General features: G+C 63.6%; 13 protein-coding genes and 3 tRNA genes (1 of these 16 cut by a window edge). 10 read left to right on the top strand and 6 right to left on the bottom strand.

Annotated features, from left to right (window positions below; all coding sequences use genetic code 11):
* The first annotated feature begins 16 nt into the window (after positions 1-16).
* Both Q0367_RS02100 and Q0367_RS02095 read left to right on the top strand, forming a co-directional pair.
* Positions 17-1513: an undecaprenyl-phosphate glucose phosphotransferase gene (locus Q0367_RS02100; RefSeq protein ID WP_298980741.1), complete on the top strand. Its 1497-nt coding sequence runs from the start codon at positions 17-19 to the stop codon at positions 1511-1513.
* Between the two features lie 12 nt (positions 1514-1525).
* The gene (locus Q0367_RS02095; RefSeq protein ID WP_298980740.1) at positions 1526-2662 is read left to right on the top strand and encodes an MGDG synthase family glycosyltransferase; all 1137 of its coding nucleotides are present in this window, start codon (positions 1526-1528) and stop codon (positions 2660-2662) included.
* Here Q0367_RS02095 and Q0367_RS02090 read toward each other — a convergent pair whose 3' ends face one another.
* The 3 genes from Q0367_RS02090 to Q0367_RS02080 are packed head-to-tail and all read right to left on the bottom strand — an operon-like array spanning position 2663 to position 5474.
* Positions 2663-4297 carry an NAD(P)H-hydrate dehydratase gene (locus Q0367_RS02090; protein ID WP_298980753.1) on the bottom strand — a complete coding sequence of 545 codons (1635 nt, stop codon included), beginning with the start codon at positions 4295-4297 and terminating at the stop codon, positions 2663-2665.
* The gene (locus tag Q0367_RS02085) at positions 4297-4926 is read right to left on the bottom strand and encodes a hypothetical protein (protein ID WP_298980739.1); all 630 of its coding nucleotides are present in this window, start codon (positions 4924-4926) and stop codon (positions 4297-4299) included. Before Q0367_RS02085 ends, Q0367_RS02090 begins: the two co-directional genes overlap by 1 nt.
* Before the next feature lie 14 nt (positions 4927-4940).
* A complete protein-coding gene (locus Q0367_RS02080) occupies positions 4941-5474 on the bottom strand; it encodes a redoxin domain-containing protein (RefSeq protein ID WP_298980738.1) in 534 nt (177 codons plus the stop codon).
* A 301-nt stretch (positions 5475-5775) separates the two neighbouring features.
* On the opposite strand from Q0367_RS02080, the gene Q0367_RS02075 reads away from it, so the two are divergent.
* The 7 genes from Q0367_RS02075 to Q0367_RS02045 all read left to right on the top strand — a co-directional run bounded on the left by Q0367_RS02075 (position 5776) and on the right by Q0367_RS02045 (position 16785).
* Positions 5776-8037 carry an SH3 domain-containing protein gene (locus tag Q0367_RS02075; protein WP_298980737.1) on the top strand — a complete coding sequence of 754 codons (2262 nt, stop codon included), beginning with the start codon at positions 5776-5778 and terminating at the stop codon, positions 8035-8037.
* Positions 8038-8106: 69 nt separating this feature from the next.
* Positions 8107-9219, top strand: coding sequence for a lysylphosphatidylglycerol synthase transmembrane domain-containing protein (locus Q0367_RS02070; protein WP_298980736.1), 1113 nt, complete (start codon positions 8107-8109; stop codon positions 9217-9219).
* A complete protein-coding gene (locus tag Q0367_RS02065; protein ID WP_298980735.1) occupies positions 9216-11465 on the top strand; it encodes a hypothetical protein in 2250 nt (749 codons plus the stop codon). The genes Q0367_RS02070 and Q0367_RS02065 overlap by 4 nt, the downstream gene beginning before the upstream one ends.
* 3 nt (positions 11466-11468) lie before the next feature.
* On the top strand, positions 11469-13820 hold the full coding sequence (locus Q0367_RS02060; protein ID WP_297630196.1) for a glycosyltransferase family 39 protein: 2352 nt from the start codon (positions 11469-11471) through the stop codon (positions 13818-13820).
* 13 nt (positions 13821-13833) lie between these two features.
* Entirely contained in the window at positions 13834-14610 is a 777-nt protein-coding gene (locus Q0367_RS02055) for a hypothetical protein (protein ID WP_298980734.1), read from the top strand.
* Between the two features lie 19 nt (positions 14611-14629).
* Positions 14630-15364 (top strand): 16S rRNA (guanine(966)-N(2))-methyltransferase RsmD, encoded by a 735-nt coding sequence (gene rsmD, locus Q0367_RS02050; RefSeq protein WP_298980733.1) that lies wholly within the window; start codon positions 14630-14632, stop codon positions 15362-15364.
* Positions 15361-16785: an ATP-binding protein gene (locus tag Q0367_RS02045; protein WP_297630189.1), complete on the top strand. Its 1425-nt coding sequence runs from the start codon at positions 15361-15363 to the stop codon at positions 16783-16785. The genes rsmD and Q0367_RS02045 overlap by 4 nt, the downstream gene beginning before the upstream one ends.
* Before the next feature lie 51 nt (positions 16786-16836).
* On the opposite strand, the gene Q0367_RS02040 is transcribed toward Q0367_RS02045, so the two are convergent.
* From Q0367_RS02040 to Q0367_RS02030, 3 genes are all read right to left on the bottom strand, one after another.
* A tRNA-Ile gene (locus tag Q0367_RS02040) sits at positions 16837-16908 on the bottom strand.
* A 25-nt stretch (positions 16909-16933) separates the two neighbouring features.
* Positions 16934-17004, bottom strand: a tRNA-Gly gene (locus Q0367_RS02035).
* 5 nt (positions 17005-17009) lie between these two features.
* Positions 17010-17083: transfer RNA gene (locus Q0367_RS02030), tRNA-Pro, on the bottom strand.
* A 468-nt stretch (positions 17084-17551) separates the two neighbouring features.
* On the opposite strand from Q0367_RS02030, the gene lysS reads away from it, so the two are divergent.
* Positions 17552-18378 carry the 5' portion of a homocitrate synthase gene (gene lysS / locus Q0367_RS02025; RefSeq protein ID WP_297630187.1) on the top strand. Its footprint extends 349 nt past the window's final position, so 827 of the gene's 1176 nt are visible here — the first part of the coding sequence; its start codon is at positions 17552-17554; the stop codon falls past the right edge of the window.

The raw sequence follows: 18378 nt of genomic DNA, 5'->3' as shown, positions 1-18378 counted from the left end.
CGTTGACCATCTGAGCGTGACGAAAACGGCTACGCAAGAGAATCTCAAGACGCAGAAACACCGTGAAAGTTGGCTGGCGGCGCTGGCGCGCCGCGTGCCCGAGCGTCTGTGGAGGCCGCTGCTCATCGCCTCGGATGGACTGTTGATCTTCCTGGCTTTTCTCACGGCGTATGCGCTGCGCTATCAGGCTCAGCTGTTCATCGCCGTCGATCCGGCCTTTCAGCTTCCGCTCACCAGTTATTTGCCGCAGGTGGCGCTGCTGGTGCTCTTTTTGCTGATCGCCTATCGATTTTCTGGAGTTTACCCTTATCAACCTGGGCGGAGCTGGATCGAGGAAACCTGGCGCATCGCTACGGCGACCACCGCCGGCGTGATCATCCTGATCGCCGTCAATCTGCTCTTCCGCCCCATGCTCTACAGCCGTCTCGTTTTCTTATACACGGCGATCTTCGTGACGCTCTATCTGGGCCTCAGCCGGCTGATCATCATGATGGCGCGCGCCCATCTGCGTCAGTACGACATCGGCGTGCGTCGCGTGTTGTTGATCGGCGCCGGCGACGTGGGGCGCATGGTCATGCGCACGCTGGCGGCGCGGCCCGACTACGGCTGGAAGCTCATCGGCTTTCTCGACGACAACCCGGCCAAGAGCAGCACCGACGTCGGGCGTTTCAAAGCGCTAGGGCCGGTCGACAACGCACCCGAGGTAATGGCCGCATACAACATTCAGAGCGTGATCATCTGCCTGCCGTGGCAAACGCATCGCACGATTCAGCGGCTGCTGCGCGAATGTGAGCAGATGAAGGTGGACGCCTATGTGGTTCCCGACCTCTTTCAGCTCACCAAAAATCAGATGAAGGTTCACGAACTGAACGGCATTCCCCTCATCTCGACGCGCGACATTTCCATTCAGGGGTGGAACCTGGTTTTCAAGCGCGCCTTTGATCTAGTCGTCGGCTCGTTGATGGCGCTTTTGGCTCTGCCGCTGCTGGCGGTGATCGCCATCGCAATTCGCCTCGACACGCCCGGCCCCATCCTCTTCAAACAGGTGCGCGTGGGCAAGAACGGCAAAGAGTTCGTCTGCTACAAGTTTCGCTCCATGGTGGACAACGCCGACGAGATGCGCAGCCAGCTTGCCGATCTCAACGAATCCACCGGCCCGCTCTTCAAGATTCGCAACGATCCGCGCCTGACGCGCGTGGGACGCTTCATCCGCCGCTACAGCCTCGATGAGCTGCCGCAGCTTTACAACGTGCTGCGCGGGGAAATGAGTTTGATCGGCCCGCGACCCAATCTGCCAGAAGAGGTGGCGCAATATCAGGAATGGATGAAAAAGCGTCTCTCGGTCAGCCCCGGCCTGACGGGACTTTGGCAGGTGAGCGGACGCAGCGACCTCACCTTCGACGAGATGGTGCTGTTGGACATCTACTACGTGGAAAACTGGAGCATTGGCCTGGACATCAGCATTCTGCTGCGTTCGGCGCCGGCCGTATTGCGCGCAACAGGCGCTTACTAGTCGACGACCTTCATGAAACGCATCCTGATTTTGATGAGCGACACCGGCGGTGGTCACCGCGCCAGCGCGCAGGCGCTGAAAGCCGGTTTCGACGAGCTCTATCCCAACCGCTTCGCCATCGAGATTGTCGATTTTATCACCGACTATATGCCGTGGCCCTTCAACCAGATGCCCAAGGCGTATCCTTTTCTCTCCAACGATGCGCCCTGGCTCTGGAAGCTGCTCTACGGCGGCCCAAACCATCGCCTCAGCAATACGTTGGCCCAGATCGGCAGCCGACTGCTTGTCCGCTCTGCACACCGCGTCATCGACGCCCATCAGCCCGATCTGATCATCTCCGTGCACCCGCTAATGCAACTGGTCTGCATGCTGGCGATGGCGCGGCGCCCGCAGCGCATTCCGTTCGTCACCGTCGTGACCGACCTGACCACCGCTCATCCGCTTTGGTTCCATCGCGAGGTGAACGCCGTCTACGTCGCCAGCGAAAACACGCGCCAAATGGCGTTGAAAGCAGGCGTCGACCCCGCCCGCATCCATCTCTTGGGTCTCCCGATTCGCCCCGCCTTTGCGCGGTCGCCTCGCCCCAAGGCCGACCTGCGCGCCGAGTTGGGGATGGCGCTGGAGCTGCCCGCCGTGCTGCTCATGGGCGGCGGCGAGGGCGTGGGGCCGGTGGAAGAAATCGCCGCCGCATGCGACGCCAGCCTGAGCGCAACGGGGCGCCCCCTTGGGCAGATCGTCGTGATCTGCGGTCGCAACAAGGCGCTGCAAGAGCGGCTGACCACGCGTGCATGGCGCACGCCGGCGCGCGTCAACGGCTTCGTCGACAACATGCCGGACTGGATGCACGCCTGCGATTGCATCGTGACCAAGGCGGGGCCAGGCACGATCGCAGAGGCGCTGATCTGCGGCCTGCCGATCATCCTGAGCGGTTTCATCCCGGGCCAGGAAGAGGGCAACGTGCCCTTCGTCGTGGAGAACGGCGTCGGCGTCTACGAGAAGTCGCCCGCTGCGATTGCGGCCATCGTCGCCCGCTGGTTCGGACCGGAGCGCGAGCATCTGCGCGAGATGTCGGCGCGCGCCCGGGCGCTGGGCCATCCACACGCCACCTTCGACATCGTGCGTTCGATTGTGCAGTTGATGAAGGATTGATCAGGGGGCACCGCCGCTGAGGGAGGAATCCACATCCTCGCTCCGCAGGCGCTTCTGAAGGCGCGGCAGGTGCGGCAGCAGGTCAGACGCCACGACGCCGGCCTCGCCGATGGAGGCCGCGCACGCCAGCCCCGCTGCGCCGTGCAGCCATGCGCCGACGCAGGCCGCTGCAAAGGCGTCTAGCCCCTGCGCCAGCAAGCCGCCGATAACCCCCGCCAACACATCGCCGGAGCCTGCGGTCGCCAACGCCGAGGTCGCCACAGGCAGCACCGCCAGCCAGCCGGACGGCTCGGCGACCACCGTGTAAGGCCCTTTGAGAAGCACCGTGCAGCCCCATTCTGCGGCCTTTTGGCGCGCCAGCGCCCAGCGGTCGGCCAGCACCTGCGCAATGGAAAGACGGCACAGCCTCGCCATCTCCGCCGGATGCGGCGTTAGCACCGTGTGCGCAGGGAGGCTTTGCCACCATCCGTTATGCGCAGCGAGACAATTCAGCCCGTCGGCGTCGAACACGGCGGCGGGGAGGGAAGGGCTCAGCAGATTCGCCATGAACTGACGCGTGGCGGGCGCGTTGCCCAGGCCACATCCCGCCACCAGCGCGCGATAGCCCTGAATGGCCTCATGGACGGTCGCGGAGGCCTCGCCGGCGATCACGGCGCCATTGGCTCCCGCTGCTTCGGGTAGCAACACGTAGGTCGGCTCCGGCAGTTTGGCCGCCGTCAGCGAACAGACCGCGCGGATCGACGCCACGGTGACCAGCCCCGCGCCGGCGCGTCCGGCCGCAGCGCTGGCGAGATAGGCGGCGCCCGGATACGCCTCGCTGCCGACGACCAGCATCACCTTGCCGAAAGCGCCTTTGTGACTGTTGGCGGGCCGGGCGGGCAGCCAGGAGCGAATCGTCGTCTCGTCGAGCGCAAAGGTGCGCACGCCCTGCACGAGCGCAGGGTCGATGCCGATGTCGGCGACGAGCAGCTCGCCGCCGGCCTCGGCTGCGGGAAAGAGATAGTGGCCTGCCTTGGCGCAGGCGAAGGTCACGGTGAGGTCCGCCGGCAGCGAGTGTGGGTCGAGCGCGCCGGTGTCGCAGTTCATGCCGCTGACGCAATCGACGGCGACGACGCGGAAGGCGGGTTGGCGCAGGCTGCGCGCCCGTTGCACCTCGTCGAGCAGGTCGGCCAGTTGCCCCTGGATGGGGCGGTTGGCGCCGGTGCCCAGCAGTGCATCGACGACGACGCTGCAGTCGAGCCAGGCGCGCAGCGTCTCGAAAGCGGGATCCGCATCGGCGTGGGCTGCAGGAACGCCGAGCGCCTGGAGGCGCGCGAAGTGTCCCTCGTAGTCTCGCTCCGGGTCGGTGGCGCGTTTCCACAGGTAGACGCGCACCGCCGCACCCGCTTCGTGCAGATGGCGAGCGCAGACCAACCCATCGCCGCCGTTGTTGCCCGGCCCGGCCAGCACCAGACAGGAGACGCGACCGTAGCGCTCCAGGATCGCCTCGGCCACGGCGCAGCCGGCCAGCTCCATCATGGCGGCGTAGGAGTGGCCGCCGGCGTCGGCGGCGCGTTCGAGCGCCTGCATCTCGGCCACGGTGACGATGCGCTGTTTCGCCGGAATGAGGATCTCCAACGTCTTCTCTTGCATCATCACGTTCCCGACATCTCCGGCGGCTGCGGCGCCAGGTTCATCTCCTGCAGCAGGCCGACCAACGCGTAGTTGTGCGCCAGAATCAACAGCCCCGGCAAGATCAACAGCACTGGCACCAGCAAAGCCACGCTGACTGCAATTAACAGAAGTTGGAAGAGCAGCATCAGCAGCGAATAGAGCGGATGGCGCACGACGAGCAGAAAGCTGTTGCGCAGAATCAGCGAGAGTTTCGGCTCCGTTTGTTGCCAGAAGAGCGGATAGAAGTATTGCGCCGCCAGCGCCGAGAGCAAAAGCAGCCAGAGCGTGATGAAGCCCGGCACCACCAGCCAGCCACCGTTGCTGAAGTAAAAATCGACGCTGTTCACCATGATCGGGGGCGCCGCAAGCAGGAGCAACCAGAGCAACACTGCGCGGCCGATATGTTGCTTTGCGCCTTCCCAGAAAAAGTCGAAGCCAGCGCGTTTGTAATTGGCAATGCGGTTGGCGACGTAGTGAACGCCCGCCCAGGTCATCGGGGCCGTCACGATCAAAAGGGTCCCGATCCAGAAAACGACGCTGAGAGCCATGACCAGGAAAAATTCTTCATAGGCGCCTTTGAGCGTGCGCCCCATAATGGTGAATGCTTTCATGGCGCAAAATTATATCATAGAGGCGTCGATGATGGATGCTGCTCAGAGGCGCTTTCCAGGGAAGCAAGCATCTGCAGCGCCGCCTCCGCCAATTGGCGTCCCCGGTAAACGCCGCGCACGATCCCAATGGCATCGAGAAGGACGAGCAACGGCGCTTCGTTCACTTTGTGGGCGCCGTATTGTCGCGACACAGCGCCGTCCCAGTCGAGCAAGATCACCACGTAATCCGCTGCATTGAGGCCCGGCGGCATGGCCTCGCTGGCTTTGGCGTAGGCGCTTTTCATCACCCGTTCGGCCAGCGGGCGCACAAAAACCGGCAGCGCGCTCATGTCGACAACGCTGCAGATGAGTAGTTGGGCGGCGTCGGGCCAGCGGGCGCGCACCGCCTCCTGCATAGTCCGCACCGCTTCGATGGTGTGTTGGTCGTGAAAGACCAGCATCAACGGCGTTCCTCGACAGAGGTCGCTTCCGACCGAGCGATTCGAGCCAAGCGCCGTCAAGGTGAAAGAGGGCGCCGGCGCGCCCAGAACAAGTGCTTCTTCAGCCATACTCGCGTCGAACGAATGCTCCATGTTGCGTGTCGCTTCTTTTTCCACGCTCATTTGTATTTTCTCACTCATTGTAGTGGATGGTTTGCACTTTTCCCAACGACGGCCGTCATCGTAAGTTGCATTGCTGGTCGAACAGAAACGTCGGTGCGATAATAAAAGAGCGGCTTTGCGGCGCAACGCGTGCGGAGCCTCGTCGGGTGGATGCGTTGCGCTCTCAATAGATCTGTAAAACGGATTTTGCAGCAGTGTTGTAAATTTTAAGAATTTCAAATGGGTTGTGAAAGTGAATGAGGTTGCCATGTTCAAAAGCAAGAGGTGGAGACGCCTAAAACCGCTGTTCAGCGTGTTGCTGGCGATGGGATTGCTCTTCGGCGCCGTTGTTGCGCCGAACAGATGGACGTTCCCCGCTGCATCGGCGCAGGAAAGCCTCGGCGAGGGCAAAATGGCCGTCGTGGGTTTGGACGGCGCCGCGCTTACAGACGCACCCGGCGGGCGCATTATCCGCCAGCTCGCCCCCGGCGATATCCTGACGGCGCTGGGGCGCACGCGCGATGGCGCCTACCTTCAGGTGGAGACAGAACGCAAAACGAGGGGATGGGTCGCTACGCGCAGCGTCGTGATCTTCGGCGTTGAGACGCTGCCGATCGTTGAGCAGGCGACGCCGACGCCCACGGCGACGCCGACATCCCCGCCCCCGACGCCAACTCCTGGGCGGACTCCCACACAAACTCCTATGCAACAGCCTGCGTCGTCGCCAACGCCAACCGCGACTTCTGCTGCTGCTGCAACAGCTACGCCTTCGGCGTCCGCCACTCGCAGCTTGACGCCTATCAATGCGCCGTTGGCCGTCGAGAGTGGAGCGCTCGGTGTGGTGATCGGCACGGGCGCCAGACTCGCCAGCGCGCCAGAGGGCGAAACGCTGGCCGAGCTGCCAGGCGCCGAGGCGGTCACCGCCATAGGACGCAACGCCGACGCAAGCTGGTTGATGGTGCAGTTGCTGAACGGACGGCAGGGTTGGGTGAAAGCGGCGGACGTGGTGATCTTTGGCGTCGAGGAGCTGCCGGTCGTCGCTGCGCAGGGTGAAGTTGCGCAGGATGACGCCGTTGCGGAGGCGATGACGACTCCTGCAGAGGAAGCCGAGGCGACGCCCACAGCGACGGCTCAGACTGCGGCGACGCCTACGCCTGCGCCTGTCGCCGCCGAGGCGCGGCCAGAAGCCGTGATGACCGGCGTCGCCAACGTGACCGGCGCCCGGCTGAATATCCGCTCTGGCCCGGGCGCAGCCTACCGCATCATCGGCAAGGCGGTCGGCGGCGAGACGCTCTCCCTGGCGGCGCGCAACGACGCGGGCGACTGGCTGTTGATTGTGCGCGACGACCTGCCGGATGGCGCAGGTTGGGTGGCGGCGTCGCTGGTGCGCGTCGAGAAAGACTTGACGACGTTGCCTGTTTCGTCAGCGGAGTTCACCGGTTCGACCCCGTCGCCGACGCCGTTGAATGCGCCTGCTGTGGCAACGCCTTCCGCCGAAGTTGAAGCGACGCCGCCTCCGGCTGCTGCGACGGCGCCGCCGTCGCCCGCTGCATCGCCCACTGCATCGCCTACTGCCCAACCGGCTGTGCGCACGACCGGCGCCAGCGGCCTGAGCGGCAAGATCGTCTTTCAGGACGGCCGCGGCGCCATCTACGTCTATGATCTGACGCGCAACGAGGTGCGCTTTCTGACCAACGGCTTCGACCCCGCCATCAGCCGCGACGGTCGGAAAGTGGCGTTTGTGCGCGATGGCATCTACAGCATCGACATCGACGGCGCCAACGAGCGGAAGGTGTACGGCGGCAATGAGCTGATCACCTCGCCCAAATGGAGTCCGGATGGGCAGTGGATCGTCTTCAGCCGGCTGCTGGGCGAATACAAATGCTTCGACACCGAGTTCTTCGGCTGCGTGAGCCTGAGAGAGCTTTCCGGACGTTTCCCAAACATTCCGCCTGCGCTCCTGGGCCGCATCTTCTTGCGCAACGCCGAACGCATCTCGTTGCCCAACTTCGGCCTTTCGCGCGTCAACGCCGAAGGCAAGGAGTTTCGCGACATTGCCGCGCTCGATTCGGCGCTGGCGCCGGACTGGAACGAGGCCGGCATCGTCTATCAATCGAAGGCCGGACTCGAGATCACACAGGATGCGCCGGACGGCGACACGCGCTCGGTGCAGAACGGCCACTGGGACTGGGACCCCGACTGGGCGCCGAACGGCGGCCGCATCGTCTATCAGTCCAAGGAAGGTCCGCGCTGGGAGATTTTCAGCATCAACCCGGACGGCAGTGGCCTGGTCCAGCTCACGCGGCCGGTGACGGCGCTGGTCGACCAGTTTCCCAGCAACGTGGCGCCCGCCTTCAGCTATGACGGCAGGCACATCGTCTACCTGAGCAATCGCAACGAGCGCAACGACGCCGGCCCCTGGCGGCTATGGGTGATGGACGCAGACGGCGGCAACCAACGCCCCCTGCCGATCGAGGTCGAAATCCACTACGGCTTCGGCGGAGAGCAGGTGGCGGATTGGGGGCCGTGATAGGTTGACAGACGGATTGACGACGCCGACGATTTGCGCTTCCGTGCATTCCTCCGCAAAATGGGTGGAATGAGGGAATCGCAGTCGACCCTGGGCCGTTCATCCAGCGCCTTCGCCAGCGTCTTGACGCGTAGACGGCTGTCGCTGCTGGTCATTTTGGGCGTCGTCACCTGGGCGGCGTTGATCGCCCTGTTTGGCGGAAGCGCTGCGCTCGACGCCATCGCTTCCGCCAACGGCTGGTGGCTGCTGGCGGCGCTGCTGGTGCACTACGTCAGCTTCGGCGTGCGCGGACTCCGCTGGCGGCGCCTGTTGCGCATGGCGGGCTATCGTCTGAGCTACGGGTACGCGACCAGCTTGTTGATCGCCGGCTGGTTCGTCAGTGCGCTTCTTCCCGCCCGCGCCGGCGATCTGCTGCGCGTCGGTGTGTTGCGGCTGGAAGACCCACGGCGCGCCGCAGTCCCGGTCGGCGTTGGCCTTGGTTCGATCGTGAGCGAGCGGACGCTCGACATCCTGGCCATCCTGGCTCTGGGCGCCGGATTCGGCTGGTCGGTGTTGCATACGCAGGCCCCGAGCTGGGTGACCGTGAGCTATGTCGCCGCGCTTGCTTTGCTCGTCGGGCTGGCGGTCGTTATCCTTGCAGCGCCGACCCTGCTGGATTGGTTGCGCACGTGGAGTCAGCGCTTCCTCTGGCAGAAGGCGCTGAATTTTGTCCAACAGGTGGTTGGCTCGCTGCGCCTGTTGGCGGGACGCCCCCGCGTCGCTGCGTTGGTCTTTGTGGAGAGCCTGTTCATCTGGCTGAGCGATGCGATGGTGCTCTGGTTCGTTATCCGCAGCCTGGGCGGCGATCTCCCTTTCGCACATGCAGCCTTTGTGGCGTTGACCGTCGATGTGCTGGCTGCGGCGCCGATCACTCCCGGCGGCGTGGGGCAGATCGACGTCGCCTATGTTGCGCTCTTTGCGCTCACGCCGATGGTCGGCGCTGCGTTCAACGTCGGCGCCGCCGTGTTGCTGGTTCGCTTCATCACCTACTGGAGCTTCTTGCTCTTCAGCGGCGGCGTCGCTGCGCTGGCGGGTTTCGGAGAGGTCATTCGTCGCCTGCGCAGTGAAGAGCCAACTGCATTCACCGGCGTCGACGCCGGTGCGTCGCTGGCCGTTCATCCTTCCTCTGACGCATCCTCATGAGCACCTTGCTGACCCGGCTGCGACGTTTTTACGCAATGCATCGATGGTTTTTGATTTTGCTGCTGTTGTTCAGCGCATTCCGCCTTTTCGCCATCGTGCTCTTTCGCCCGGGCGGTTTCATCGCCGACAACTCCGACTACGAGTTCTACTACGCATGGGGACTGACTATCCCCATGGGGTACACCACTTTCGTCGATCTGTGGACGGCGTACCCCCCGCTCTTCCCAGCCTTGATGCTGCCCGTCTTCGAGTGGTCGAGCCGCATCCCGCCCTGGGTGGAGCCAAGGCTTTTTTTTCATCTGCTTTTCGGTCTCGAGCTGCTGCTTTTTGAGATCGGCAATTTGATCTTAATTTATCGGCTGGCAGGGCGCATCGAAGAGGCGGAGAGCGCAGCGCCGCAAGGACGTAGAGACGCAGAAGCGCACAGCCTGATCGAAAAGCCGGGCGGGTGGGAGAGCGGTGATCCACCTCTCCCGCTGAAGGCGGCCCTCTTTTACGCGCTGCTCTTTGCGCCGGTCTACACCTTGCTGGGCTGGTTCGAGGCGATGCCGCTCTTTTTCCTCTTGCTCGGCCTTGACCTGCTGTTGAGTCGACGTCGCGGCGCATGGATCGCCAGCGCAGTCGCCGCCGCGCTGGGCTTTCTGGTCAAGCTGACGCCGATGGTGCTCGTTCCGGTGGCCGTGCGCTGGCTGGGCGCGCGGCTCAGCCTCGACGCCCTGCGCAGCGAATGGTTCAACCGCCGCTCGCCCGGCAACTTGCTGAAGCCCTTCCTCTACGGGACGGTGTTTCTCCTTGTGGTCGTGGGCGTCGGTCTGCCGCTGGCGCACTTCAACCCCTCGCTGGCGGTCAGCAGCTTCACTGTGAACAACCTGCGTCCGCCGTGGCAGAGCGTGTGGGCCTTGCTCGACGGCTACTATGGCTTTGGCCTGGTGCCGATCGACATGCGCAACCTGCGCGGGTTGGAGCAGGGCGGCCAGTGGAGCTCGCGGCTGCCGTGGACGTGGATCACGCTGGGCTTTGTCTTGCTCTATCTGTGGCTCTACACCCGCCGCTATGATTGGGGGCGCGTGCGCACGCCCATCGCCTTTACGGCGGTGAGCGTCATCTGGCTCTTCCTCTACAGCAAAGGTTGGAGTCCTCAATTTGTCGTGTGGGTGCTGGCCTTTTTGGCGCTGCTGCGCGCCGACATGTTCGGCGCACTGCTGGCCGTCATGCTCACCTTGCTCAACGTGCTCGAAAGCAGCGTCTATCTGATTCTGCTGCCCGATGAGCGCTGGATTCTGGTCGCAACGGTGCTGGCGCGCACGGCGCTGTTGGCGTTGATCGCCGTCGATTTTCTGGGGCAAATCTGGCCGCAGGCGAAAACAGGCGTTCGCTTGCAAAGCGCAGCTGTGCGCCTTTCGGCGGCTGTGATGGCAATGGTGTTCGTGGTCATGCTTCTCGGCGCGCCGCGCGCGGCGCAGGCTTATCAAGAGCGCCGCTTGGCCGAGCATCCCTGCCGGGAGACGATTGCGTTCCTGCGCGCGGAGGCGGATGGGCTGACGCACACCCTTGCGATGGAGGAGACCGACCTATGGCGCGACCTGCATCCCTGGTTGCGTCAGGAGTACGCGCTGGTCGTCGTCGACGGCTACAACCCGGAGGACCGACCGTTTGACCTGGTCAAGGCGGAGAAGCTTGCTGCGCTGGCGCAGAAGGGCGAATTTTGGTGGATCGAGCGGGCCAACGGCGCCGCAGAATGGGCGCAGGCGGCGATGAACTTTTTCGCTCGGCCCGACGTCTATCGCGTCGATGCGCAACATCTCGACGGCTGTAAACTGGTGCGCGCGTTTCTTTTGGACGATGCCCGGCCGTTGGGCGTATTTGAGGCGGCCTCCGGACAGATTGCGCTGCGCAGCGTTCGATTGGGCGAGGCCAAAACGGGCGCAACGTTGTCGCTGGTGCTATACTGGCAGGCGATGACGCCGATCAAGGACGATTACACGGTCTTCACACAGTTGTTTGCGCCGGATGGCCGCATGGTCGCGCAGCAGGACAACCCGCCTATGTTGGGGCAGGCGCCGACCAGCGCATGGCGCGTCGGCGAGATGGTGCGCGACGTCTATCGGTTGACGATTCCGGCGGATGCGGCGCCGGGCGCGTACAAGCTGCACATCGGCCTGTACAATCAGACCGGGCGGCTGCCTGTGACGCTTACAGATGGCGCGCTCGCCGACCATGTGACAATCGACGTGGAAGTGCGTTGAACGATGCGAACGTTTCACCCAGACATCAGCCCGAAAGATCGCAGCACGGCGCTGCTCGTTTTCGGCTTTCTGCTGGCCTGCTACATGCTGACCTACACCGGCGTGATCGACAGCAGCGACGGTCTCGCCACCTTTGCCGTGACGGAAAACCTCGTGCGTCGCGGCGCCTTCGACAACAACCAATTGCTGTGGATGGGCGCGCAACAGGGCAACATCGGGCCGGACGGCGCCCTCTATACGCGCAAGGGCCTGGGGATGGCGCTGCTGGCTGCGCCGCTGGTGTGGATCGCCAGGGTGTGGCCGGCGATCGGCATGGTGCACGCCGCGATGCTGCTCAACCCGCTGCTCACGGCGTGGACGGGCGCGCTGCTCTTCCGGCTGGGGCGTCGGCTCGATTGGTCGCGCAGCCTCTCGATCACGGTTGCGCTGATCTATGGCCTTTTCACGCTGGCCTGGCCTTACACGCAGACCTTCTTCAGCGATCCGGTCTGTGGGTGGGGGTTGTTCGCTGCAGCGTATGGCCTGGTCGCCTACGGTCAATCGCGGCGCAAACGCTATCTGTTCGGCGCCGGCCTGGCCTGGGGCGTCGCCTATCTCGCCCGCACCATCAACCTGTTGACGTTGCCGATCTACCTGATTGGGCTTTGGTTCGTCTTGCCGGCCATTGCAGCCCACGCCGGTGAAACAACGTTAGAGCGGCTGCGTCGCGCCTTCTGGCTCTACTGGCGCCCCGTCGTCGCGTTTGGCATTCCGGTGGTGGCGGCGGGCTTGCTCTCGCTTTGGTGGAACTGGGCGCGCTTCGGCAGCATTTGGGACACAGGCTATGTGGAGAGCGAAACCTTCAGCGCCGACTGGCTTTTTGGCTTCTTTGGACTGACGATCGGCCCTGCACGAGGGTTCGTCTGGTACAACCCGATTTTGCTGCTGGCCCTCCCGGGGGCGCTCTGGTTTTGGCGTCATCAGCGGCGCTTTCTGATTTTGACGCTCGCTCTGGTTGCGCTCTACTTCGTCGTGTACGCCAAATGGTACATGTGGCACGGCGGGTATAGCTGGGGCGCGCGCTTCATCACGCCGACGTTGCCTTTCTTGAGCGTGCTCGCCGCGCCTGGCTGGAGGTTGCTCGTTTCTGAACGCAAGCTGGGGTGGCCCGGGGTTGCGCTCGTTGCATTTCTGCTGGCGATGTCGTTGCTTGTGCAGGCGCTTGGCCTGCTCGTCCCTTACAGGCTGGTGCAGGATCGACTGGCGGAGACGGTGAAGCCGCTCTTCGCCGCGGAGACCTTCACCCGTCTTGAATACTCGCCGCTGGTGATGCAGTGGGAGATGATTCGCAACGACGCCATCCAGTTTGCCTGGTGGCGCGGGGGCGCCTGGCTCGACGCCGTCGACTGGCTGCCGCTGGTCGTTTCACTGGTCGGCGCCCTGGTGGGGCTTGTCTTCCTGGTGCAGCAGTTGCGGACTCCTCAGGGGGAAGAGGTCAACGATCGCCCGCGCAATTTTCTTTACGGATTCGCATTGGCTTTGCTGGTCGTTGGCCTGCTCACCTATTACAACACCGCCCTCAGCAATCCGGAGGCGCGCCTGGTCGCCGAACGCATTGAGAAGGAGGGGCGTGGCGGCGACGCCGTGCTGCTGCTGCGCATCGATTGGGCGCAAGATTTTGCCAACGTGCACCGCAGCGCGCTGCCGGTGTATGGTCCGGCGCCCCGTCCTGCGCTGGACGAAAGCGATGAGGCGCTCTTGAACCGACTGCGCAACGCCTACGAACGCCTCTGGGTGACGCCCGACTATACGCCGCCGGAGCAGTCCGGCTGGGAGCGCTCGCTGCGCATCCATGATTTTCTGCTGATGGATGACCGCATTTCCGGCCCCTCCAATCAGCGCCTGGCGCTTTATGCAATGGCGCCCGCCGCCGAGATGATCGAGAGTGGACTGGGCACGATCTTCGGCGATCCGGCCGCTGCGCCGATCAACGACGCCAACGGATGGATACGACTGCGCGGCTATGCGCTGACCCCAACGGCTCGCCCTGGCGGCCACATCCTGTTGACGTTGTTGTGGCAAAGCCTGCGTCCGGTGGAGAAGGATTATCAAGTTTTTGTGCATCTGCTCAACGATCGAGGCGAAAAGATTTTGCAGCGCGATGGTCAACCCGTGCTCTGGATGCGCCCCACCAGCACATGGCGTCCGGGCGATGAAATCGTGGATCGATACGGCCTGCTGTTGCCCACCACGCTGGCCACCGGCCGCTACACGCTTGCGGTCGGCCTGTACGATGCGGTCACCGGTCAGCGCCTGGCGGTGAGCGCTGGCCCCACCGACTTTGCAATTGAGTTAGGTCCGATTGAAGTGGAGTAAAAGGAAGGGAATCTTGCCATCATCAGCGCTGTGGAGCAATCTGCTCATGCTTTGTTTGCGATGGCGACGTCTGACGCTCGCTGTGTTGCTGGCCGTGGGCCTTGCAGGAGCGCTTGTCGCATGCGGCGGCGAGCAGCGCCCAACCCCCACGCCGACCGCCACCCCCGCCAGCGCAGCGCCGGAGACGCCTACGCCTCCTGGCGAGGAAGAAGTGCCGCCAACCGCCGTAGAAATTCCAACGCAGCCGGCCGGCCCGCCCGCCACCCCCACCGTCTCCGTGTTGACGGTCGACGAAAAGGAAGAGCGCTGCGCCATCGACTATGACATGGACCTGGCCGGCTTTCCAGACCTGTACACGCGCCTCGGCTGCCCGATCGGGCCGAGCAGCCATGAGCCGGTCGCCATCAATGAATTCGGCGAAGGGCCGGATTACAACCGTTTCATGCTCTGGTTCAGCAGCGACCAGCAAATTTACGTGCTCTTCGCCGACCAAAGCTGGCAATCGTACCGGGACACCTGGGATGAAAGCCAGCCGGAGTTCTCATGCAACCCATTGGACGGGCCGCCCACCTCTCCGCCTTTGCCGCGCCGCGGCTTCGGCAAACTCTGGTGCTCCGTCGAGGCCTTGCAAAAACAACTCGGCTTTATCGAACGGGAGGAGCGCCTCTGTCAGCATTCGATCGTGCAGAATTTCGAGCGCGGCCGCATGTTGGCCTGCTTCGAGGACGCCACGATCCGCTACTTCAGCCTGTTGAACGACGGCTCCTGGGAGCTTCTGGTTGTGCGCTAGCCTGTAAGGGTGAGTCGCCATGCGCGTGATTGCGGGCAAGGCCAAAGGACGCAAATTGATCATGACGCCGGGCGAGGGCACGCGGCCCATCACCGATCGCGCCAAGGAGGCGCTCTTCAGCATCCTGGGCGACTGGATCGTGGAGACGCGCGTGCTCGACCTCTTCGGCGGCACCGGCGGCGTCGGCATCGAGGCGTTGAGCCGCGGCGCGGCCTGGGTCGATTTCGTCGAGGTGAGTCGCAAGGCGATCGCCACCATTCACGCCAATTTGCGCCATTGCCGCCTCGAACAACAGGCCGCCGTGCTGCGCAGCGACAGCTTCGCCTACCTGCAACGCTATCAAGGCGAGCCTTACGATCTGATTTTCGTGGCGCCGCCGCAATACCAGGGGCTTTGGATCAAGGCGCTGCAGCTGATCGACGCCCGGCCGGCGCTGCTGGCGCCGCACGGGAGCGTGGTCGTGCAGATTCACCCGCGCGAGGACGCGCCGGTTGCACTGACGCATCTGGAAGAATACGACCGGCGCCGCTATGGGTCGGTGCTGTTGATCTTCTACGGCGCAGCGGAGGATTTGCGCAAGGAGGAGGCCGAGGCGGACGAGCTGGACGATGTTGATGACGACGATTGGGATGAGGAGTTCGAGGAGGACTTTGAAGCGGAGATCGAAGTGAGGGAGAATGGGGAGAGCGACGTCCAGGACGCCCTGGATGTTGACGGCCGCACAGATGACCGTACAGGAGAGACGAGGACATGACCCTGCGTCGCCGCGTGGCTGCACTGACGCCCGAAGAAGTGAAGCGTCTGTTGTCCGATGGGCCTTCCATGCGCGTCGCCTTGCTGCCCGCCAAAATCTCGCGGCGCCATCTGGCCGAGACGCTGGCGGCGATGGCCAACGCAGAGGGCGGCGTCGTCCTGCTCGGCGTGACCGCAAAAGGCGTCCCGCAGCCCGACGTTGACCTCGCCGAACTGCGCGACCTGCTGATGGAGGCTAGCCTCCTGCCCGACCCGCCGATCATCCTGCCCAGCCCTCAAATCGTTCAGATCGACGGCGCAGCCGTGCTCTCCGTCTATGTGCCGGAAGGACTGCCCCATGTCTACAACGTCCGCGGCCTCTATCTGACGCGCGCCGGTCATCAGAATCGCCCCTTGACGACGACGGAGCTGCGCCAGCTTCTGCTCGAACGCAGCGAGAGCGGCTTCGAGAGCCAGCCTGTCGAAGAGGCCACGCTTGAAGACCTCGATATGGCGCGCGTTGGCCGCTACTTCGATCAGCTCGGGTTGCCGCCGGACGAGGATGTGGTGGAGGCGTTGCTCAGCCGCGGCTGCATCACCCGCCGCGGCGCCGACGGGCTTCCCCTGGAGCAGCCGACGCCGACGGTGGCCGGCATTCTGCTCTTTGGGCGCAATCCGCAGCGTTTCCTGCGCAGCGCCGAGATCATCTGCGTGCGCTACGCCGGCGGCGCCATGGGCGATGAGTTCGTTCGTCAGGACATCGGCGGCGTGTTGGCGGAGCAGGCGCGGCAGGCCGAGGCCTTCGTCATCGCCAACATGCGGCGCGGCATGCGCATACGCGGCATGGCGCGGGAAGAGACCACCGAATACCCTCTGCCGGTCGTGCGCGAGGCCATCGTCAACGCCATTGCGCATCGCGACTACAGCATCCGCGGGGAGGGCATTCGGCTGCTCATGTTCAGCGACCGGCTCGAAGTCTACAGCCCGGGGCGCTTGCCCGGCCATGTGACGGTCGAAAACATCAAAGACGAACGGTACAGTCGCAACGAAGCCATCGTCGCCGTCCTCACCGATCTCGGCTACATCGAGCGTCTGGGCTATGGCATCGATCGCATGATCGCCGCTATGGAGGAGGCCGGGCTGCCCCCGCCGGAGTTCGAGGAGACGGCCGCCGGCTTCCGCGTCACGCTGCGCTCGGCGGGCGAGGAGCTGGTCAGCGTGCAGGCGCAGAAGCAGCGCTGGCCGCACGCCTTCCTCAACGAACGACAGGAGGCGGCGCTAGCCTTCGTCCGGCAGCATGGTCGCATCACCAACAGCGACCTGCAGGCGCTGGCGCCCGACGTCCACCCGGAGACGATCCGTCGCGATCTCGCCGACCTCGTGGACAAAAATTTGCTCATCCGCATCGGCAGCAAACGCGCCACCTATTACATTTTGAAGTAGTTGCACTTTTTGAAGTTGCGGGAGGATGAGAAAAACAGAGGGGAAAGCGAGTGGATCGGACAGGATTCGAACCTGTAACCAAGGAGTTATGAGCCCCCTGCTCTGCCGTTGAGCTACCGATCCGAGAGGGAGAGCTGATTTGCTTGAGAGCGGGTAACGGGAATCGAACCCGTATCGCCTGCTTGGAAGGCAGGAGCTTTGCCTTTAAGCTATACCCGCACGAGTCGGGGAGATAGGATTTGAACCTACGACCCCAGCGTCCCAAACGCTGTGCGCTACCAGACTGCGCTACTCCCCGATGGAGACTCCTATACAAAAGTCTGCCATAGGTGATGGGGAAAAGTCAACAATCGGTCGGCGTCAGCGTTTGCGAATTCCTCAACTCCTCAGTTTGCCAAAAAATGGGGCGAGCATCTTTTGCGCGACCTGAGCTTATCGTCTGCAGCCGGAAACGCTTTGTTTCACCGTAGCCTGCGATGCTGAAATCTTTTCGGTCGCTTGCCCCTTGTGTCGATTTGACAGCGCGATCGCATTCTGGTACTATCCGGATTACGTGTTTTGAATCTCTGAACAGCGGAGCCTGAAGGTGTTTCTCGGTCTATCGATCGCTCTGAACAAGAAGAGCAAGAAGCAGTTTCCGGACGACTTCACCGTCTGGTGATGCGTGCTTGCTCGGGTTCAGCGACGACACCCAACCGGCCATCCAGACGGATCGGCCGGTTTTTTGTTTGTCTGGAATTCGTTTTTCATCACAGGAGCGTGCGCCATGAGTCTTGACAATTTCGCCATCATCGAATCCACCTTGCGCGAGGGCGAGCAGTTCGCCAATGCCTTTTTCACCACCGAACAGAAGGTGGAGATCGCCCGGTTGCTCGACGCCTTCGGCGTGGAGTACATCGAGCTGACCTCGCCGGCCGCCAGCCCCCAAAGCCGCGCCGACCTCGAGCGCATCGCCTCGCTGGGCCTGAAGACCAAAATCCTCACGCACGTGCGCTGCCACATGGACGACGCCCGACTGGCCGTCGACACCGGCGCCGACGGCATCGACGTAGTCTTCGGCACGAGCAGCTATCTGCGCCAGTTCTCCCACGGCAAGGACATCCCCTACATCATCGAGTCGGCGATCGAGGTGATCGAGTTCATCAAGAGCAAAGGGCTGGAGGTGCGCTTCAGCTCTGAAGACAGCTTCCGCAGCGACCTCGTGGACCTGCTCACCATCTACCGGGCGGTGGACAAGATCGGCGTCAACCGCGTCGGCATCGCCGACACCGTGGGCATCGCCACCCCGCGGCAGGTGTATGATCTCGTCAAGACGTTGCGCGGCGTCGTCTCTTGCGACATCGAGTTTCACGGCCATAACGACACCGGCTGCGCCGTCGCCAACGCCTACTGCGCGCTGGAGGCGGGCGCCACGCATGTGGACACCTCGGTCCTCGGCATCGGCGAGCGCAACGGCATCACGCCGCTGGGCGGCCTGATCGCGCGCATGTACGCTTACAACCCGGAGATGATCCGACGCAAGTACAATCTGCCGCTGTTGCGCGAGATCGACAACTATGTGGCCAGCCTGGTCGACGTCGACGTGCCCTTCAA

This window comes from uncultured Caldilinea sp., from assembly GCF_937128415.1.
Classification (GTDB): domain Bacteria; phylum Chloroflexota; class Anaerolineae; order Caldilineales; family Caldilineaceae; genus Caldilinea.
This window is presented reverse-complemented; position numbering and strand designations above follow the sequence as displayed.

Bases quoted from the DNA above. Each gene is read 5' to 3' on its own strand.
- Q0367_RS02095 (WP_298980740.1), top strand. From the start codon at position 1,526: ATGAAACGCATCCTGATTTTGATGAGCGACACCGGCGGTGGTCACCGC.
- Q0367_RS02080 (WP_298980738.1), bottom strand. From the start codon at position 5,474: ATGGCTGAAGAAGCACTTGTTCTGGGCGCGCCGGCGCCCTCTTTCACC.
- Q0367_RS02075 (WP_298980737.1), top strand. From the start codon at position 5,776: ATGTTCAAAAGCAAGAGGTGGAGACGCCTAAAACCGCTGTTCAGCGTG.
- Q0367_RS02065 (WP_298980735.1), top strand. From the start codon at position 9,216: ATGAGCACCTTGCTGACCCGGCTGCGACGTTTTTACGCAATGCATCGA.
- Q0367_RS02060 (WP_297630196.1), top strand. From the start codon at position 11,469: ATGCGAACGTTTCACCCAGACATCAGCCCGAAAGATCGCAGCACGGCG.
- Q0367_RS02070 (WP_298980736.1), top strand. From the start codon at position 8,107: ATGAGGGAATCGCAGTCGACCCTGGGCCGTTCATCCAGCGCCTTCGCC.
- Q0367_RS02090 (WP_298980753.1), bottom strand. From the start codon at position 4,297: ATGATGCAAGAGAAGACGTTGGAGATCCTCATTCCGGCGAAACAGCGC.
- Q0367_RS02085 (WP_298980739.1), bottom strand. From the start codon at position 4,926: ATGAAAGCATTCACCATTATGGGGCGCACGCTCAAAGGCGCCTATGAA.
- rsmD (WP_298980733.1), top strand. From the start codon at position 14,630: ATGCGCGTGATTGCGGGCAAGGCCAAAGGACGCAAATTGATCATGACG.
- Q0367_RS02045 (WP_297630189.1), top strand. From the start codon at position 15,361: ATGACCCTGCGTCGCCGCGTGGCTGCACTGACGCCCGAAGAAGTGAAG.